The sequence below is a fragment of the Shewanella sp. LZH-2 genome (genome assembly GCF_016859145.1).
Classification (GTDB): domain Bacteria; phylum Pseudomonadota; class Gammaproteobacteria; order Enterobacterales; family Shewanellaceae; genus Shewanella; species Shewanella xiamenensis.
This window is the reverse complement of sequence record NZ_CP069350.1, coordinates 2,159,736-2,174,975: the sequence shown is the minus strand read 5'-3', so window position 1 is coordinate 2,174,975 and position 15,240 is coordinate 2,159,736. Positions and strand designations below refer to the sequence as shown.

Here is a 15,240-nt window from a genome sequence, read left to right as displayed (position 1 = left end):
GGCAAGCTAAACGAAGCTATACTCAGTGTTGGTACAAAGCTAACTTCCATCCCTTCCATTAGCATTTGTAACGTTGACATACGTGCTCTCTTTCAACTGTGTCAAAACGACTAATACTCTTATAAAGTTAGCTGTGCAATTTGGACTATTGAATGAATAAAAATGACCAACAGCAATTGCTGATACAATTAAGAGCAGAAAATCAGGAATTATTAGAGTTTAAAATACTCAATAATTTAATTTCAAAATCAATGCAAGCTTTGACGGAAAACATAGACCAAGCTATGCCCTTTAGCGTCTTATTTTCACTAGTCAAACAGGAGTTAAAACCTGATCTTCAATTAATCGTAACTTGCAACCCAGAAAGTACTGAACTGAGTATTTTAGCATGCACACATGAGGAACTAATTGGAAAAAACATTACATTCGAAAATACTAAAACTGTAAAATTTGAATTTAGAGAAACAACAGTGATCAATTTAGACTCTACCTCTAATTGGTCAAGCACTCTAAAACGCCTATTGCCCCAAGCGACATCAGCACTAATTCAGCCTGTAAAATTTAACAACAGTGATTATGCCGTCATCTTGCTAAAAAAAGAGCCCTATAGCTTTAACTCTGGAGCGCAATCTATCATATCAAACTACTGTAGTTTTATCGCAAACACACTCACATTGAGAGACTATCGCCATATTGCAGCTGAACGCGAAAGTTTATTTGCACAACAAAAAAGAATTGAAAACAGTTTAGCGAAACAAGGAAAATTAGCGGCAATTGGTCAACTTGCAGCCGGCGTTGCCCACGAATTGAATAACCCACTAGGATTTATTTATAGCAACTTGAAAACGCTTGACGTGTACTTAAAAGATATCAACTCATTCATAAACGAAGTAAACAATACATATCCAGAAATTAATAAGTCCATTAAAAAGCACAAGCTTGATTTTATATTAAAAGACAGTATTGAATTAATTAATGAAAGTCAAGAAGGTGCTAGACGTGCGAGAGATATTATTAAAAACCTACGTAACTTCACACATCCAGATGAACAAACCATATCAACTATAAACATAGTAAAGCTTGTTGAAGATACGGTAAAGATAGCTAAAGTCAATCTAAAAAAACACATAAAAATAAATTTAACTCATCATTTAGAAAGTGCATTAGCCAAAGGAAACACAACACAACTAAGTCAAGCAATATTAAATATTATAAACAACTCCTATTATTCAATAAAACATCAAAAAGGATTAATTGAAATAGATATCATGAAGATAAATCATTGGATAAACATTGAAATAAAGGATAATGGGAACGGTATACATGAGACTGATATACCACATATCTTTGAACCTTTTTTTACAACAAAAGAAATTGGTGAAGGTACTGGGTTAGGGCTATCAATATCAAGAGCTATAGTAGAGCAACACAATGGATTTATTACTCTTGACTACACAGGGCCTTCGGGTACAAAATTTGTTATAGGTCTACCGGAGTCTAGCCATGCTAGCAATAATTAGAAGACATAATAAATCCATTAAGAAACATCGAATATTATTCTTATTATATTGTATTATCATTGGATTGGTTGCCAATTTATCAGTTGTAACCGTTCCAATTGCAGTACCTCTCAATGTAGGCAATGTTGCAGCTTTATTGATTCTAGCACGTTTAGGTCCCTTGTGGGCGTTAGTATGTTTTGTTTTTGTTGCATCTCCACTCCCCTCTTTTATTGCTATAATACTAAGCCTTATACAAGTCGTATTATTTAATATTTATATTAAAAAAAATAGCTCAAACACAACGCAAATTTCTGTGATTTATTTTTTAGCAGCTATTCTCGTTATAAAAATGTTTTCACTGGAAGCTATAAAGGATAATTTATCCTTCTTGATTATATATTGCTCTTTATCAACGGCATTATTTATTTGGAGTATAAAAGCTGCACGTTTACTTCTTGCATTATATGTTAATAATGAGCAATTAAGAAAACAGTCATTGCAACATCAACTATCTTTTAGAGTCGGATTATACACAGCAATCCCTGCAACATTACTTATTACACTTGGTCTCAATGGACTAACGAGTTTAGAACTTGTGAAACAAATGGTTCATTATCAAAATGAAGTTAACTCTCTTAAGGATAATATTGAGTTAAAACTAAAAGATTACATCGTAAAGATTGAAACTATTGTTAATACAACAGAAAAACAAGTTACCAAAAACACTTTAAAACTTCTTGTGGAACAATCTCCAGAATTTATATCTTCACTTGTAACAGATAATAATGGTATTGTTAGAGATTTCTACAAAGTTGATGCAAACACAAACAACATCGGCAACTTGAGCGTTGCAGACCGTCCCTATTTTTATTTGGTAAAACAAACAAAAACGTCTTTTATAAGTGATACCTTCAAAGGAAGATCACTCGGAGATGATCAATTATTTGCTGTAAGCACACCTATAATAAGAGAAAATAAATTTGATGGTGTTCTACAATTAGCAATAAAACTTAATTCATTACTGACATTATTTGATAAACATAATGATAGTATTTCACATCGTATACTCATAGATAAATCAGGAAGAAAAGTATGGGGAAACAATGTAAGTGGTGATATCGGCAGTGTCTGGACTCGACCTAAAGATAGCGAGCCGATGAAAGAAACATTTTTAAGAAAAAGTATATTCAACCCACTTAACCCTATTGCATTTAGCAAAGATGCGCATCACTTTATCATCAATGAAAAAATAGGTTTAACTGGTTGGGAGTTATATTTTTTCATTGACACGAACGATCTCTTCATAAAACTTTCAATTTATTTTTTCTTGCTCTAGCCTTAATCACTATAATATTAGAAACATCTGTTAGACTATCAAAAAGATTTGTAAAAAACTACACACAGGCATTGGAGCAATTGGTAGATTACACTCAACAATGGGATGGCAAAACCTTAAATAGCAAAGCATTGAATCTTACTCAATCGGCGCTTGAAATTGACACTTTAGCGCATAGCTTTATAAATATGCAACGACGAGTAACTGGTGCTCACAACGCAACAATATCATCAATGAATGAGGTAAGACTTCTTAATGAAGAGTTAGAAGAAAGAGTTGAAAAACGAACAAGAGAATTAGAAGAAGAGCGCGATAAAGCAAATCATCTAGCGGCAATTAAAACTAGATTCCTTGCTAATATGAGCCATGAAATTCGTACTCCAATAACGATAATTAAAGGTTTCACTGAACAAATTTTACCCATTACCCATGGTGAAGTACATACTGCTCTTTGCAAAATTGAACAAAATACATCTCACCTTCAAAGTATAATTAATGACATTTTAGACGCGGCTAAAATTGATGAAGGAAAAATGTCTATAGCTGAGCAATCGGTTGCTATTGAACCGCTTTTAAACAGCTTAAGTGATGCATTAACTATTTTAGCACATTCGAAAAATTTAACCACTCAGTTAGACATTAATCTATCAAATATTAAATATATAAAAACAGACCCTTATAGACTTAAGCAGATATTACTAAATTTTATTAGTAACGCAGTAAAGTTCACGCAAAAAGGTACTATAAAATTAGTTGCGAACATAACAGATAAAAATGAGTTATATATTGCAATTATCGACAACGGCATTGGTATTTCATCTGAACAAGCATCGAGTTTATTTCATGCATTTACTCAAGCAGACTCCAGTACCAGTAGAGATTATGGTGGTACAGGTCTAGGATTATTTATCAGTAAACAATTAGCTGATGCTATGTCTTTACAACTTAATATGCATAGTACAGTTGGGATTGGGTCTTGTTTCTCTATCACATTACCCGCAGAAAAATTAATTAATAACGTTGCCATAACGCATGATGAAATCAACATTATTCAAAATGACATCATAGACTGGAAAAAGAAAAGCATCTTATTTGTTGATGATGTAGAGGATATTAGAGACTTAGTAGCCATTTACCTAAAAGATACAGGAATAAGTATAGATTTTGGTGTCAATGGTGAAGAAGCAATACAATTAGCATCTCTAAAACATTACGATCTGATCATATTAGACCAACAAATGCCAGTTATCGATGGACTTACCGCTGCAAATACAATACGTGCGATGAGTAAAAATATTCCTTTATTATTATTAAGTGCTGATATTTTTTATGATGACAGTGAAAAAAATAGCGCTTTCAACAAAAAAATCACAAAACCTTTTAGCAAACAACAACTCATTGATACCTTGCAATATTTTCTGGGAGAAAACCAATCAACATATAATAAGCAAAAAAAAGAAGATGACATATTAGATAATGATTTAACAATTGAATATCTAAAAACCTTACCTAATGTATTGTCCTTATTAAAGCAACTTATCAATGATGGAGAAATAACAAAGTTAGGACATGAATTACATAAGCTAAAAGGAACAAGTGCGTGTTTAGGGCTTAGCAATATATCGTCATGTGCGGCACATCTCAATGTGCAACTAAAAAATCGAATGATAACCCTAGATGAAATCAACGAATTGTCAACCGCTATAACAGATGCACTTTTAGCTGAAAATGAAAAATAATAGGATATAATATCAATGATAACACATGAGTCAGACCTAACACTCAGAAACATCTGCAGGAGTTAAGATCGGTAATATCACAGTGAAAGAAGTGCCCACACCTAAAGTAGAAGTGACTTTAATCTCACCTTTATGCTTTTGAACTATACTGTAGGATAATGATAAACCAAGCCCAGTGCCTGTTCCGACAGGTTTGGTGGTGTAAAAAGGTTCAAATATTTTACGTATATCTTGTGCCGCAATACCAGAACCAGTATCACGAATAATAATCATAATTTCTGATTCTGTCGCACTTACATCGATAGATATTTCACCTCTTTCCTCTATAGCTTGCGCAGCATTAACTAACAGATTAAGGAATACTTGATTAAGCTGCATTGGCTGACAATATAGCTCTGGCAAATTATTCTGGAAATTACGAAGAACAACAGCTTTATATTTAATTTGGTTAGCAGCAATTTTTAATGTATTTTCAATACCCTCTATTACATTAGCATATTGCCATTCACTACTATCTACATGAGAAAAAGACTTGAGGCTTTTCACTATTACGGCAACGCGATCTAATCCCTCAATCGATTCATTGATTAAATCAGGTAAATCTGAGCATATAAATTCAAACTGATGTCGCTTCAACATATCTTGTTCAAGTGCAAAATAAGGCGGAGACCCAATTTTATGTACTAGTTTTTGATAAAAGCTAAGTAATTTTAATAACTTATCATTATAATCTTGTAAGCTTTGTAAGTTTGAATTCACAAAACCAATTGGATTATTAATTTCATGAGCAACACCTGCAGCTAACTGCCCAATTGCGGCCATTTTTTCAGATTGTAATAATTGATTTTGAGCAGCCTCTAGTTTTTTATTGAGAAAACTCAGTGCTGTATGCTCTTGTTCCAATTGTTCAGAAAGGCATTTTTGTGCTTGGTAATAACTTGCAAGCTCAGTTACATCTTGCACAATTAAACAAACTGTTTTCACTTGATTATTTTCTATATCGAGCGGGAAAAACTCAATATTTTGGTACATAGCAGTCTCTTCACCTGTAATAGGCCGACTGCTACTAAAGTCAAATACATGTGGACGATGTTCCCAATATGAGAAACTGGCATTATTAAGCACAAAAACGCTATTAATTTTTTTTTGAAGAAATTTTGCGGCATCAGGGAATAACGTGAGTAAGTTATTTTCGTGTGTAACTGACTTATTATCGGTTGACAATCTATCGGTAAAAAATTCATTCCAGTAAATAATTTGATAAAACTCATCAACCACACAAATTCCAAGTGGTAAGCGTGAAGTAAGCTTCTGCAATAGCTGTGACTGACTCATAATTACTCCAGCAGCTGCTGTAGTTTCGCTAATAAAGTTTGAACTGATGCCTCTTCCAAACAGATCACAACTTTTGAGTCAAACTGACTCACTTCCACTTTAAACTCAACCTCCATCATTAAAGTACTTGCCCATCTATAATGGTAATGCTGACTAGTCGCATTGTACATTGTCGGCATACTTAACTTTGCGTTTAATGAAAGTTGCTCAGCAAATCCGGTTAAACATGCACCAGCTAAAATATTGGCAAGTTCTAACAACAATTCATTTAACCGGTCTTGAGTAAGTGGCAGTTCATACTCCATTAATGTACCAATCGCATCGCAGCCCTGCTTAGATAGCGTTGAAATAACTTCACCTTTAATACTGCCTAAAAATGATTGGCGTGTGTACCACATTGCCTCGTCCGATAGCATTGAGACAAATTGTTCAGGAGTAACATCACTGATTTTAGGAATTGATAGTGTAATTTTAGCTTCGATTAAACGAGCAAGTGAATTAGCTGCTTGCCCCATAGAAATATTCATCAATTCCTGGAGCGCGTCTCGCTGTTCTTCAGATAGCAACATGTTCATATTAGCCCCACATCGAAAAGTGCTTCCCTTAACTGTGCGGGTTGTAACGGTTTTTGTAAGAAACGAAAAGCACCTAGGGAATCAACTAACAATTTAGCTTCTGGCTGTATATCTGCACTTATCACAATCACAACCGTCTTTGATTGTTGTTCATGAAGACATTTAAGTACTCCAAATCCATCAAGTTCAGGCATGGTCAGGTCAAGAAATAGTACCTCAGCCTTACCTGAATTAGCTGCTTCTAGGGCCTCTTTTCCATTGCACGCTTCAGTGATCTCAACATCCCAGTCCTCCGGTAAAGCTCGTCTTACCGCTTTTCTGGACATTAAAGAATCATCAGCAATTGTGACAGGTATTGGCATAGCATCACCTCATGAGTGTCTCATCTGTCTTATATTAGTCGTTATTCACTATGCGTCAATGTTAAGCGCTAATAATAAGAATCTTAGCAGAACCTTCAGCACAATGATTTTCTCGATAAGGTTCAACTTAAAAAATAACTCATGCCAAAACAACAAACTAGTAAAACTATTCTACCGTCTTGATTGCATTCCAGTTGCTTTCAGCATGAAAATTTAGCTAAACAGTCATTTGTAGCTTTAACTTGACTAAAAATAGATGAACAGCTTGGTTTTAATTGAACGCGAGTAGCAATATTGGAATAAAACCACATAACAGAATACGACCAATTTATTTGAGGTATTAGGGCGTGTTGGCGATGTTTAAGAGTGGTTTGTTTCAGCAGTTTGGCTGGTTGTGCGAGGCAAAGTCCATACTGCATAGTTAAGCTACATAAAACTAAGATAACTCCGCAGAAATATCAGCCAAATACTGCCAGAAGAGTTCATTCTGGCAAGACTTTTCTCTTTACTTTCAGTGATTAGAGACGCTGGTAATTTGAGTAAAATAACGACCCATGTTTACTCGCTTCGCGAGTAGCACTTGCTCAAACAAAATTGAATCTTAAAATATCAACATTCTTTAGACGGTAGACACTAGTGGTTTACTGATATCGCAAATGAAAAAGCCTCATCAAATGATGAGGCTTTTTCATATTTGGCGGAGCGGACGGGACTCGAACCCGCGACCCCCGGCGTGACAGGCCGGTATTCTAACCAACTGAACTACCGCTCCAAACTTTTTATTATACCGCTATAACAGCACTATAATTTTAACTTTTAATAACTTGACTGGCGGAGCGGACGGGACTCGAACCCGCGACCCCCGGCGTGACAGGCCGGTATTCTAACCAACTGAACTACCGCTCCACTCAAGTTGCGGTGAATAATACGGTTGAGCGTTCGAAGCGTCAACCGTTTTTTTCACTCAATTGCATCGATTAGTTAAAATTTCGCCAAACTTAACAAAACCCCATGATAAGTGAACAAAATATCTGCAAATCCCGATGTAAATCTCACCCTTTCCTTCACTTTTATCTACGATTATCAGGTTCATCTGGCATAGTTAAATCTATTTCATCAAGAGATGGGACATCAGCTTTATTTTGTTCCGCTTCATCTAAAATCCGCTGTTCGGCCGCGGCTAATGCTTGTGCCAAACTTTGACGCTTACGCCAAATAATCAGCCCAACCACCCCCAGTAGCACTAACACCACATTGACGGTGATAATCCAGAAGATCGCTTCCTGCTTAGCGAGTGCCTCTTCCTCTGCAGCCTTTTGCGCGGCCACAGCTGCGAGCTCTTCTTCGCTAGGTGGTGGCTCGGGCGGTTGCACTAGGTTGAAGAACAGTTCAGGTAAATCGAGTACTATTTCACGGCCAGTGACTGTCGTTGTCGCAGCAGAGCCTTTTATTCGGTAACTGCCAAACTCGGTCACAGGCGGTATCGGCAATTCAGTGCCGCTCTCCTTAAGCCCATGAACTACGAGGGGAAGTTGCAAACCAGCAGGTCCAACAAGCTCAAATGAAAAATGGGTCTCAGCTAGCTGTAATACGCTACTATCGGCATGTAGCATGATTTTCCATTGACCCGTTAAAGGATCTTCAGGAGTTATCACCTCTGCATTTACGGGTCGTGGAGATAAGCTAAAAGGAAATGAGACTTGCCTTTCAAATACGTTGTTACGCGCTTGAACGACAAAGTCGTACTCACCCCATGGCTGCTTAAGATTGATATCGCCTGTAAATATGCCGTCATCAGGTCTTTCATCGAACTTTTCACCATTATCTTTGTAGGAACCAACGATAATGTCACCTGCGGCAAAGTTTTCATCGCCCGTACGATGCTTACTGACAAAGTGCGCGGTCCACTCGACTAAATAGTCCATCCCAGGCATGCGAACGCGCTCTGCATCTCCCATTAATTGGGCAATCACTTTGGTTTGTTCACCTTGAAATAATGGCTGAGGTAATCGTTGAACTTCAATCTCAAGCTTTGAAACCCGTTTAATTTTCGAGCCCGGCACCACCTTACCCACTAATTGCCAAGGACCAGGCTGGGGTGATTCGATATAAATAATATCTCCGGTTATACCATCAACCCATTTAACGGTTTCTGGATGACGATTGGCGTACCACTTACTGCCATCAGGCAAGACAATCACCACAGGGGCCGAACCATATTCTCGCTGGATCATGAGTGTCATACTGCTGACCATATGATCCACCCGAAAACGATTTTTAAGCTCAGAAGCCGTATCTACGGGCACGACTTTCATATTCGAGGGCTTGGACGACGTGTTTACCTTACTCTCAGCACTGTTTACCTTAACCTCAGCACTTGGCTCAGCAGTATTTTGAACCTTAGCTGCCATATCGGTAGTCGGCTTTGTCGGCTTAGCGGTCACTGGTTCCGTATCAGCCGCAAACAATGACGTGCTCAAGCTAAGGTAGCCGAGTATTAACGTGGTATTGACTAGAGATTTTCGCAGCGACATCGTCATAGGCTAAAAATTATCCTCTCCAGAGGCACTTTCCTGATTTTGCGACTAAATCAAGGCGTTGTTCATGTATAACGAGTTCATCGGCCGATGCGCTGATCACTTTAAGATTAAGTGATGCGGGATCAAAGCGTTGAATGCCTCCCGCCTCTTGACCAACTTCTTCGTTAGAGAGATTGAACTTAGTCTGACCTCCCGTCATCGACAAATACACATCGGCAAGAATTTCGGCGTCGAGTAATGCGCCGTGGTAATGGCGGCGGGAATTGTCGATGCCATATCGTTTGCAGAGAGCGTCTAAGTTGTTTTTTTGCCCAGGATGCAAAAACTTAGCGATATCGAGGGAGTCTAAAATATCACAAATGTCGCGAGTCTTTGGTCCTAACGGTTGTAGTAAGGAAAACTCATGGTCCATAAAGCTCACGTCGAAGTTTGCGTTATGGGCTACAATTTCTGCGCCACTGATAAAATCGATAAACTCTTGCGCTATTTGATGAAATCTTGGCTCATTTGCAACACGCTCATCGGTGATCCCGTGAACAGCAATCGCTTCTGGATCAATCGCTTGGCCAGGATTGATATATTGATGGTAATAACGCCCCGTTAAACGGCGGTTGATGACCTCAACACAACCTATCTCAATAATTCGGTGTCCTAAATACACCGCACCACTCCCCTGGTTCATACCAGTGGTTTCAGTATCCAAAATAACCTGACGGCTTGCGTTTGAGATAATATTCATACTTTTATGCGCTTCTTATGACTTTTTTTGGTTATACTCGGCCGATATTTACACCGCTGGTAACCACTTGATGACTGAACTAAAACTAATCCACATCTTCACCGATGGTTCTTGCTTAGGCAATCCGGGCCCCGGTGGCTATGGCATTGTAATGAATTATAAGGGCCATACAAAGGAGATATCCGATGGTTTTGCCCTGACAACCAATAATCGCATGGAATTATTAGCCCCAATCGTTGCGCTTGAGGCCCTAAAAGAACCCTGTAAAATCATTCTCACCAGCGATAGCCAATATATGCGCCAAGGGATCACCACTTGGATCCACGGTTGGAAGAAAAAAGGCTGGATGACATCTAATCGAACGCCGGTGAAAAATGTCGATCTTTGGAAACGTTTAGATAACGCCGCTCAACTCCACCAAATTGATTGGCGCTGGGTAAAAGGCCATGCCGGACACGCGGAAAATGAACGCTGTGATCAACTTGCTCGCGCCGCCGCAGAGGCAAATCCTACGCAAATTGATGCAGGTTATCAGGCGGAGTCCTAACACTTATTGCTGCTAGAACACCATTATTCTCGTGATAAATGGAAAAAATTACTGCAAAACTGCACAAAGGCCAGCCCTAACGACGTTGCTTGGCGACTCTTATGAGTGATGCGGTAAAACTGCCGCTCTAGCACTAATCCTTCAATGGTGACTAGAGCCAATTCTTTTCGACTAATGTCTTTATCCAACGCAAGTTCTGACAAAACCCCCAAACCAGCACCTTGTTTTACCGCCAACTTGATGGCATCTGGCGTGGTAAAGCAGAACTTAGCCTCCGGTTGCATACCCAGTTCATTGGCCGCATTAACAAAATATTCCCGAGTTCCCGATCCTTCTTCACGCAGCACCCAAGATTGGCCTTTTACGGCCATAGGCTTAACCGTTTGCCCTGCTAATGGATGAGCGGGATGGCAAAACACCAATAATCGATCCTTGTGCCACGGCTCGATATGAAGACGGTTATCAGTACAATGCCCTTCAATAAACCCCATTTCGGCACGAAATTGTGCAACGGATTGAATCACTTCTTGGGTATTGGTGATCGCCACGTCTACATGGGTTTGGATATGTTGCTGGCAAAATGCCACTGCCGCTTTCGCCAGTAAATAATTACCAATCGTTGAGCTTGCACTCACACTTAAGTGTCCAACCAAATCACCATCTTGACGAGTAAATGCCTGCTCAATTTGTTCAACACGATGTAAAAGATCGGTGGCCAACGGCAACAAGAGGTTACCTTGCGAATTCAGTTGCAGACGATTGCCAATTCTTTCAAATAACCGAGCATTGAGCTGTTTTTCCAGTTCGGCTAAGGCCATAGAGGTCGCAGGCGGCGATAGATTAACTTGTTCAGCCGCTTTTGCCACCTGACCACTGCGTGCGACGGCTTCAAAAACTGCAAGTTGCCTTAGGGTAATTCGCATATCGGACTCATTAATCGATGATGTTATTTTATATGTTCGGATAAATGCCCAGTGCGTCCGGCACTTGGCGCAGTGGCCCAATTGGGTTGTCGAACTTTACGTTTGTCACGGATTGGGGTTAATGGTGATTCTAATTTTCGAGCCACAATCAAATACAAACTCCCCGCACTGGGAAGCCATGAAGCTAAGGTTTGCTGTAAAAAACGACCACGATTCAATTCGCCGATCAGGGGATGGTAAACCAAACGCTCATCACTCACCACTTGATAACCAAGTAGCCCTAACCAATCTCGCACCCTAGATGGCATAAAAAAGCGTCCGCACCAAGGTAGATCATCTTGATATTTCGGCCACAGCTTGCCAAGAAACACTGAGCTTAAGGGGTTAAAGCCCACAATAAATAAATAACCACCGGCGATCAGCACTCTGTCGGTTTCCCGTAAAATACGGTAAGGATCAGCCTCAAACTCTAGTAGCAGGCTCATCACCACAGCATCAATCACCCCATTTTGTATCGGCAAATGACAAAAATCCCCCATTAACGAGGCTGTTGGTGCTGAGCATAGTGAAAAATGATGAGCAACAGGGGATGCCATACTGGAAAGCTGTGCACTTAAGGGGCCCAACTTCAACAAATGATAGCCAAACACCCTTGGCCACCAATCAGTGAGTTTATCGGTAACAGCTTGCTGGAGTGCGTCGCCATTGGGTAAATCTTCCCATTGCTCAGGTTTACGCACAGAACTGTTATACGACACAACTCACCTCCCTTTCCGTTATCTTATTACTTTTACCGAGTTAAGACCTTCATTGAACATCCATCATTAGGTGATTTAAAAATCACAATAGTCGCCAACTGATATCCACCTGTGGATAATAACCTCATCTTGAAATCAAAATACAGCTATCGGCGGTGCTATGCTCACTATAACAGCGATTAATGCCTTTAATGACAATTATATCTGGGTGTTGCGACAAGACTCCCAGCAAACGGTGTATGTGGTTGATCCTGGCGATCCACATGTTGTGCTCGACTACTTACGTAAACATCAACTTACGTTAGCGGGTATTTTGATCACTCATCATCATCATGATCATACAGGTGGAATAACCGCCCTCGCCGCCCATGTTAAGCAGACAACAGACCAGATCCTAGCTGTCTACGGTCCGCAACGTGAACCTATTCAAGGCATCAATCAGCCAATCGACCCTACACAGAGCAATACACTTACATTGCCCTTTATCGATGCGCCCATACACATCTTGTCTGTACCTGGGCATACTGCTGGTCATATAGCGTATCTACTTGATGGTGCACTATTTTGTGGTGATACACTCTTTAGTGCAGGCTGCGGTCGTTTATTTGAGGGCACCCCTGCACAAATGTGGCAATCCTTAAGTTTGCTCGCGGCGTTACCCGATGAGACTCGAGTGTACTGCGCCCATGAATATACTCTTGCGAATCTTAAATTCGCCCAAGAGGTAGATGCAGATAACGCTGCACTCAACAAGTATGTAGAGCAAGCCACCACAATGCGTGCCCAAAACAAAGCCACCATCCCCTCCACCATAGGGTTAGAGCGGGCAATCAATCCCTTCCTTCGTCCGTTAGCGCCTACCATAGTCAACAGCATAAAAAGTAAGTTTTGTGACCAAGATCTGACTAAAGCTGATGAACTAAGCTGTTTTACCCTACTTCGGCAGTGGAAAGATATTTTTTAGTAAAAAATGATCCATTTATGGCTGAAATTTATACAGATTTTTCCACTTTTGATGACGTAGATCAAAAGTGACCCTACAAGATGTACGATAATTTAGGGACAAGCTCGAAAAGATCCCATAGAATGGCTCGTTTTTGCGTGAATACTTTGCGCTCTGTGTTGCCACTTTTTTTCACATAATCAATTCGTTAGATAATTTACGTTGTACGAAGAGTGCAGTGGCAATGCACTAACAGAGGACTATCGTTTTCCATGAGAGTATCACTTTATGTTGTAGTAGGGGGATTTGCCCTACTCACAGGTTGTCAGACGTTAGACAACCCTCAGGTGCCCAAACCTGAAGCTGAAACCGTCACGACCGAAAATACCGTCCCACAGTATTATCTCGCAACCGAACCTGAATCGGCGCAAATTACTGATGTATGGGAACGAATTCGTCAAGGAATGCAGTTACCCATTCCAGACAAGAAACTCGTTAACTATTATCGCGATTGGTACATTAACAACCCTAAACACCTTGAATTGATTTCTGAGCGTGCAGCGCCTTACATGTATTTGATCGTCGAAGAGCTTGAAAAACGCCATCTACCAATCGAGATAGCCCTGCTTCCGATTATTGAAAGCGCTTTCGATCCCAGTGCTTCTTCGGCCAGTGCTGCCTCAGGGCTTTGGCAATTTACCACCCCGATGGCGAGCCACTTTGGGTTAGAAATGAACTGGTGGTATGACGGCCGTCGCGATGTGCCTGCATCCACGACAGCAGCCCTAGATATGCTCGAATATTTGTACGATAAAACCAATAATAATTGGCTTTATGCAATTGCGGCCTACAACTCAGGAGAGTCACGCGTACTCAATGCGATTAAACGCAACGAAGATAAAGGTCTTAAAACCGATTTTTGGTCGCTCGATCTCCCAAAAGAAACCAAACGTTATGTGCCACAGTTATTGGCGCTCGCCGAAGTGATTAAACATGCCGATGAATATGGCATTACTCTGGCACCCATTGATAACAGCCCTTCAATCGAAGTGGTTGATATAGACAGTCAAATTGACTTAGCCATGGCAGCAGGTCTCGCCAATATGACCACCAATGAGCTGTTAAAGCTCAATCCAGGTTACAATCGCTGGGCAACCTCACCAATGGGCCCACACACTTTAGTATTACCCATTGATAAATCTGAAGAGTTCAAAAAAGCACTTGCAGAAACAGAAAGTGAGGCCCGTGTAAGTTGGCTTAGATATACGATTAAGCCTGGAGATAGTTTAGGATCTATTGCAGAAAAACATCATACAAGCATCAATGCGATCCGTGCTGCTAATGGTATGAAAAACAACAATATCATTGCTGGAAGACCGCTAATTATCCCAGTCTCTGCTGATGATAAACAACTGTATGCCCTATCAACCAGTCAGAAATTACCTAAAAAAGCCGCTGTTGCCGCCTCGGGTAACAAGTTGACCTATAAAGTAAAATCCGGTGATAGTTTGTGGCAAATTGCCCAAGCACATAATGTTAGCGTCAAACAGTTAATGACTTGGAACCATTTAAGCAAAGACAGCAAATTACAAAGTGGTCAGCAATTGACGATTGTTGCACCACAAGAAAAACACGATAACGAGCAGATCCGAACCGTCAGCTACAAAGTTAAAGCTGGTGATTCACTCGCTCGAATTGCAAACAAGTTTAAAGTGACTGTTCCTGAACTTCGCGAATGGAACGGCTTAACCGCATCACAATATATTCAACCCGGTCAAGTGTTGAAACTGGTTGTAGATGAAAGCAATTTAAATACATAGAGCATTTAAGTGTGAATCACTCTAAATACCTTATGTTTAATTTGTTAATAAAATCGTCTTGCATCTAAAATAAAGATCAACATAAAAAAGCAGTAACCTCTGGGTTACTGCTTTTTTATTT

The 15,240-nt window shown here is 39.8% G+C and carries 13 protein-coding genes and 2 tRNA genes; 6 read left to right on the top strand and 9 right to left on the bottom strand.

The features are described from left to right. The first annotated feature begins 152 nt into the window (after nt 1–152). From JM642_RS09715 to JM642_RS09705, 3 genes are all read left to right on the top strand, one after another. Entirely contained in the window at nt 153–1,520 is a 1,368-nt protein-coding gene (locus JM642_RS09715) for a HAMP domain-containing sensor histidine kinase (RefSeq protein WP_203433605.1), read from the top strand. After that, the gene (locus tag JM642_RS09710) at nt 1,504–2,838 is read left to right on the top strand and encodes a hypothetical protein (RefSeq protein WP_203433603.1); all 1,335 of its coding nucleotides are present in this window, start codon (nt 1,504–1,506) and stop codon (nt 2,836–2,838) included. Before JM642_RS09715 ends, JM642_RS09710 begins: the two co-directional genes overlap by 17 nt. A gap of 80 nt (nt 2,839–2,918) precedes the next feature. Next, complete coding sequence (locus tag JM642_RS09705) at nt 2,919–4,577, top strand: ATP-binding protein (protein WP_203433602.1); 1,659 nt, start codon at nt 2,919–2,921, stop codon at nt 4,575–4,577. A 36-nt stretch (nt 4,578–4,613) separates the two neighbouring features. On the opposite strand, the gene JM642_RS09700 is transcribed toward JM642_RS09705, so the two are convergent. The 7 genes from JM642_RS09700 to dnaQ all read right to left on the bottom strand — a co-directional run bounded on the left by JM642_RS09700 (nt 4,614) and on the right by dnaQ (nt 10,128). Then, the gene (locus JM642_RS09700) at nt 4,614–5,912 is read right to left on the bottom strand and encodes an ATP-binding protein (protein WP_172589910.1); all 1,299 of its coding nucleotides are present in this window, start codon (nt 5,910–5,912) and stop codon (nt 4,614–4,616) included. A 2-nt stretch (nt 5,913–5,914) separates the two neighbouring features. Next, nucleotides 5,915–6,487 (bottom strand): chemotaxis protein CheC, encoded by a 573-nt coding sequence (locus JM642_RS09695; RefSeq protein ID WP_172589911.1) that lies wholly within the window; start codon nt 6,485–6,487, stop codon nt 5,915–5,917. Then, nucleotides 6,484–6,849: a response regulator gene (locus tag JM642_RS09690; RefSeq protein WP_037419128.1), complete on the bottom strand. Its 366-nt coding sequence runs from the start codon at nt 6,847–6,849 to the stop codon at nt 6,484–6,486. The genes JM642_RS09695 and JM642_RS09690 overlap by 4 nt, the downstream gene beginning before the upstream one ends. 695 nt (nt 6,850–7,544) lie before the next feature. After that, a tRNA-Asp gene (locus JM642_RS09685) sits at nt 7,545–7,621 on the bottom strand. Nucleotides 7,622–7,678: 57 nt separating this feature from the next. Next, nucleotides 7,679–7,755: transfer RNA gene (locus tag JM642_RS09680), tRNA-Asp, on the bottom strand. A gap of 164 nt (nt 7,756–7,919) precedes the next feature. Further along, nucleotides 7,920–9,389, bottom strand: coding sequence for a TIGR03503 family protein (locus JM642_RS09675; protein ID WP_239000498.1), 1,470 nt, complete (start codon nt 9,387–9,389; stop codon nt 7,920–7,922). Between the two features lie 10 nt (nt 9,390–9,399). Next, a complete protein-coding gene (gene dnaQ, locus JM642_RS09670) occupies nt 9,400–10,128 on the bottom strand; it encodes a DNA polymerase III subunit epsilon (RefSeq protein WP_037419134.1) in 729 nt (242 codons plus the stop codon). Nucleotides 10,129–10,198: 70 nt separating this feature from the next. On the opposite strand from dnaQ, the gene rnhA reads away from it, so the two are divergent. Further along, nucleotides 10,199–10,675: a ribonuclease HI gene (rnhA, locus tag JM642_RS09665; protein ID WP_037419137.1), complete on the top strand. Its 477-nt coding sequence runs from the start codon at nt 10,199–10,201 to the stop codon at nt 10,673–10,675. Nucleotides 10,676–10,698: 23 nt separating this feature from the next. On the opposite strand, the gene JM642_RS09660 is transcribed toward rnhA, so the two are convergent. Further along, a complete protein-coding gene (locus JM642_RS09660; RefSeq protein WP_055647910.1) occupies nt 10,699–11,598 on the bottom strand; it encodes a LysR substrate-binding domain-containing protein in 900 nt (299 codons plus the stop codon). A 23-nt stretch (nt 11,599–11,621) separates the two neighbouring features. After that, nucleotides 11,622–12,356 (bottom strand): methyltransferase domain-containing protein, encoded by a 735-nt coding sequence (locus JM642_RS09655; RefSeq protein ID WP_037419144.1) that lies wholly within the window; start codon nt 12,354–12,356, stop codon nt 11,622–11,624. A 160-nt stretch (nt 12,357–12,516) separates the two neighbouring features. Between JM642_RS09655 and gloB the strand changes: the two genes are divergently transcribed. Together gloB and JM642_RS09645 are read left to right on the top strand one after the other, a co-directional pair. Then, nucleotides 12,517–13,320 (top strand): hydroxyacylglutathione hydrolase, encoded by an 804-nt coding sequence (gene gloB, locus JM642_RS09650; protein WP_203433600.1) that lies wholly within the window; start codon nt 12,517–12,519, stop codon nt 13,318–13,320. A 251-nt stretch (nt 13,321–13,571) separates the two neighbouring features. Beyond that, nucleotides 13,572–15,119: a LysM peptidoglycan-binding domain-containing protein gene (locus tag JM642_RS09645; RefSeq protein WP_037419149.1), complete on the top strand. Its 1,548-nt coding sequence runs from the start codon at nt 13,572–13,574 to the stop codon at nt 15,117–15,119. The last annotated feature ends 121 nt before the right edge of the window (nt 15,120–15,240 follow it).

Coding starts and splice junctions, on each gene's coding strand:
- JM642_RS09715 (WP_203433605.1), top strand. CDS start 153: ATGAATAAAAATGACCAACAGCAATTGCTGATACAATTAAGAGCAGAA.
- JM642_RS09710 (WP_203433603.1), top strand. CDS start 1,504: ATGCTAGCAATAATTAGAAGACATAATAAATCCATTAAGAAACATCGA.
- JM642_RS09700 (WP_172589910.1), bottom strand. CDS start 5,912: ATGAGTCAGTCACAGCTATTGCAGAAGCTTACTTCACGCTTACCACTT.
- JM642_RS09695 (WP_172589911.1), bottom strand. CDS start 6,487: ATGAACATGTTGCTATCTGAAGAACAGCGAGACGCGCTCCAGGAATTG.
- JM642_RS09690 (WP_037419128.1), bottom strand. CDS start 6,849: ATGCCAATACCTGTCACAATTGCTGATGATTCTTTAATGTCCAGAAAA.
- JM642_RS09675 (WP_239000498.1), bottom strand. CDS start 9,389: ATGACGATGTCGCTGCGAAAATCTCTAGTCAATACCACGTTAATACTC.
- dnaQ (WP_037419134.1), bottom strand. CDS start 10,128: ATGAATATTATCTCAAACGCAAGCCGTCAGGTTATTTTGGATACTGAA.
- rnhA (WP_037419137.1), top strand. CDS start 10,199: ATGACTGAACTAAAACTAATCCACATCTTCACCGATGGTTCTTGCTTA.
- JM642_RS09660 (WP_055647910.1), bottom strand. CDS start 11,598: ATGCGAATTACCCTAAGGCAACTTGCAGTTTTTGAAGCCGTCGCACGC.
- gloB (WP_203433600.1), top strand. CDS start 12,517: ATGCTCACTATAACAGCGATTAATGCCTTTAATGACAATTATATCTGG.
- JM642_RS09645 (WP_037419149.1), top strand. CDS start 13,572: ATGAGAGTATCACTTTATGTTGTAGTAGGGGGATTTGCCCTACTCACA.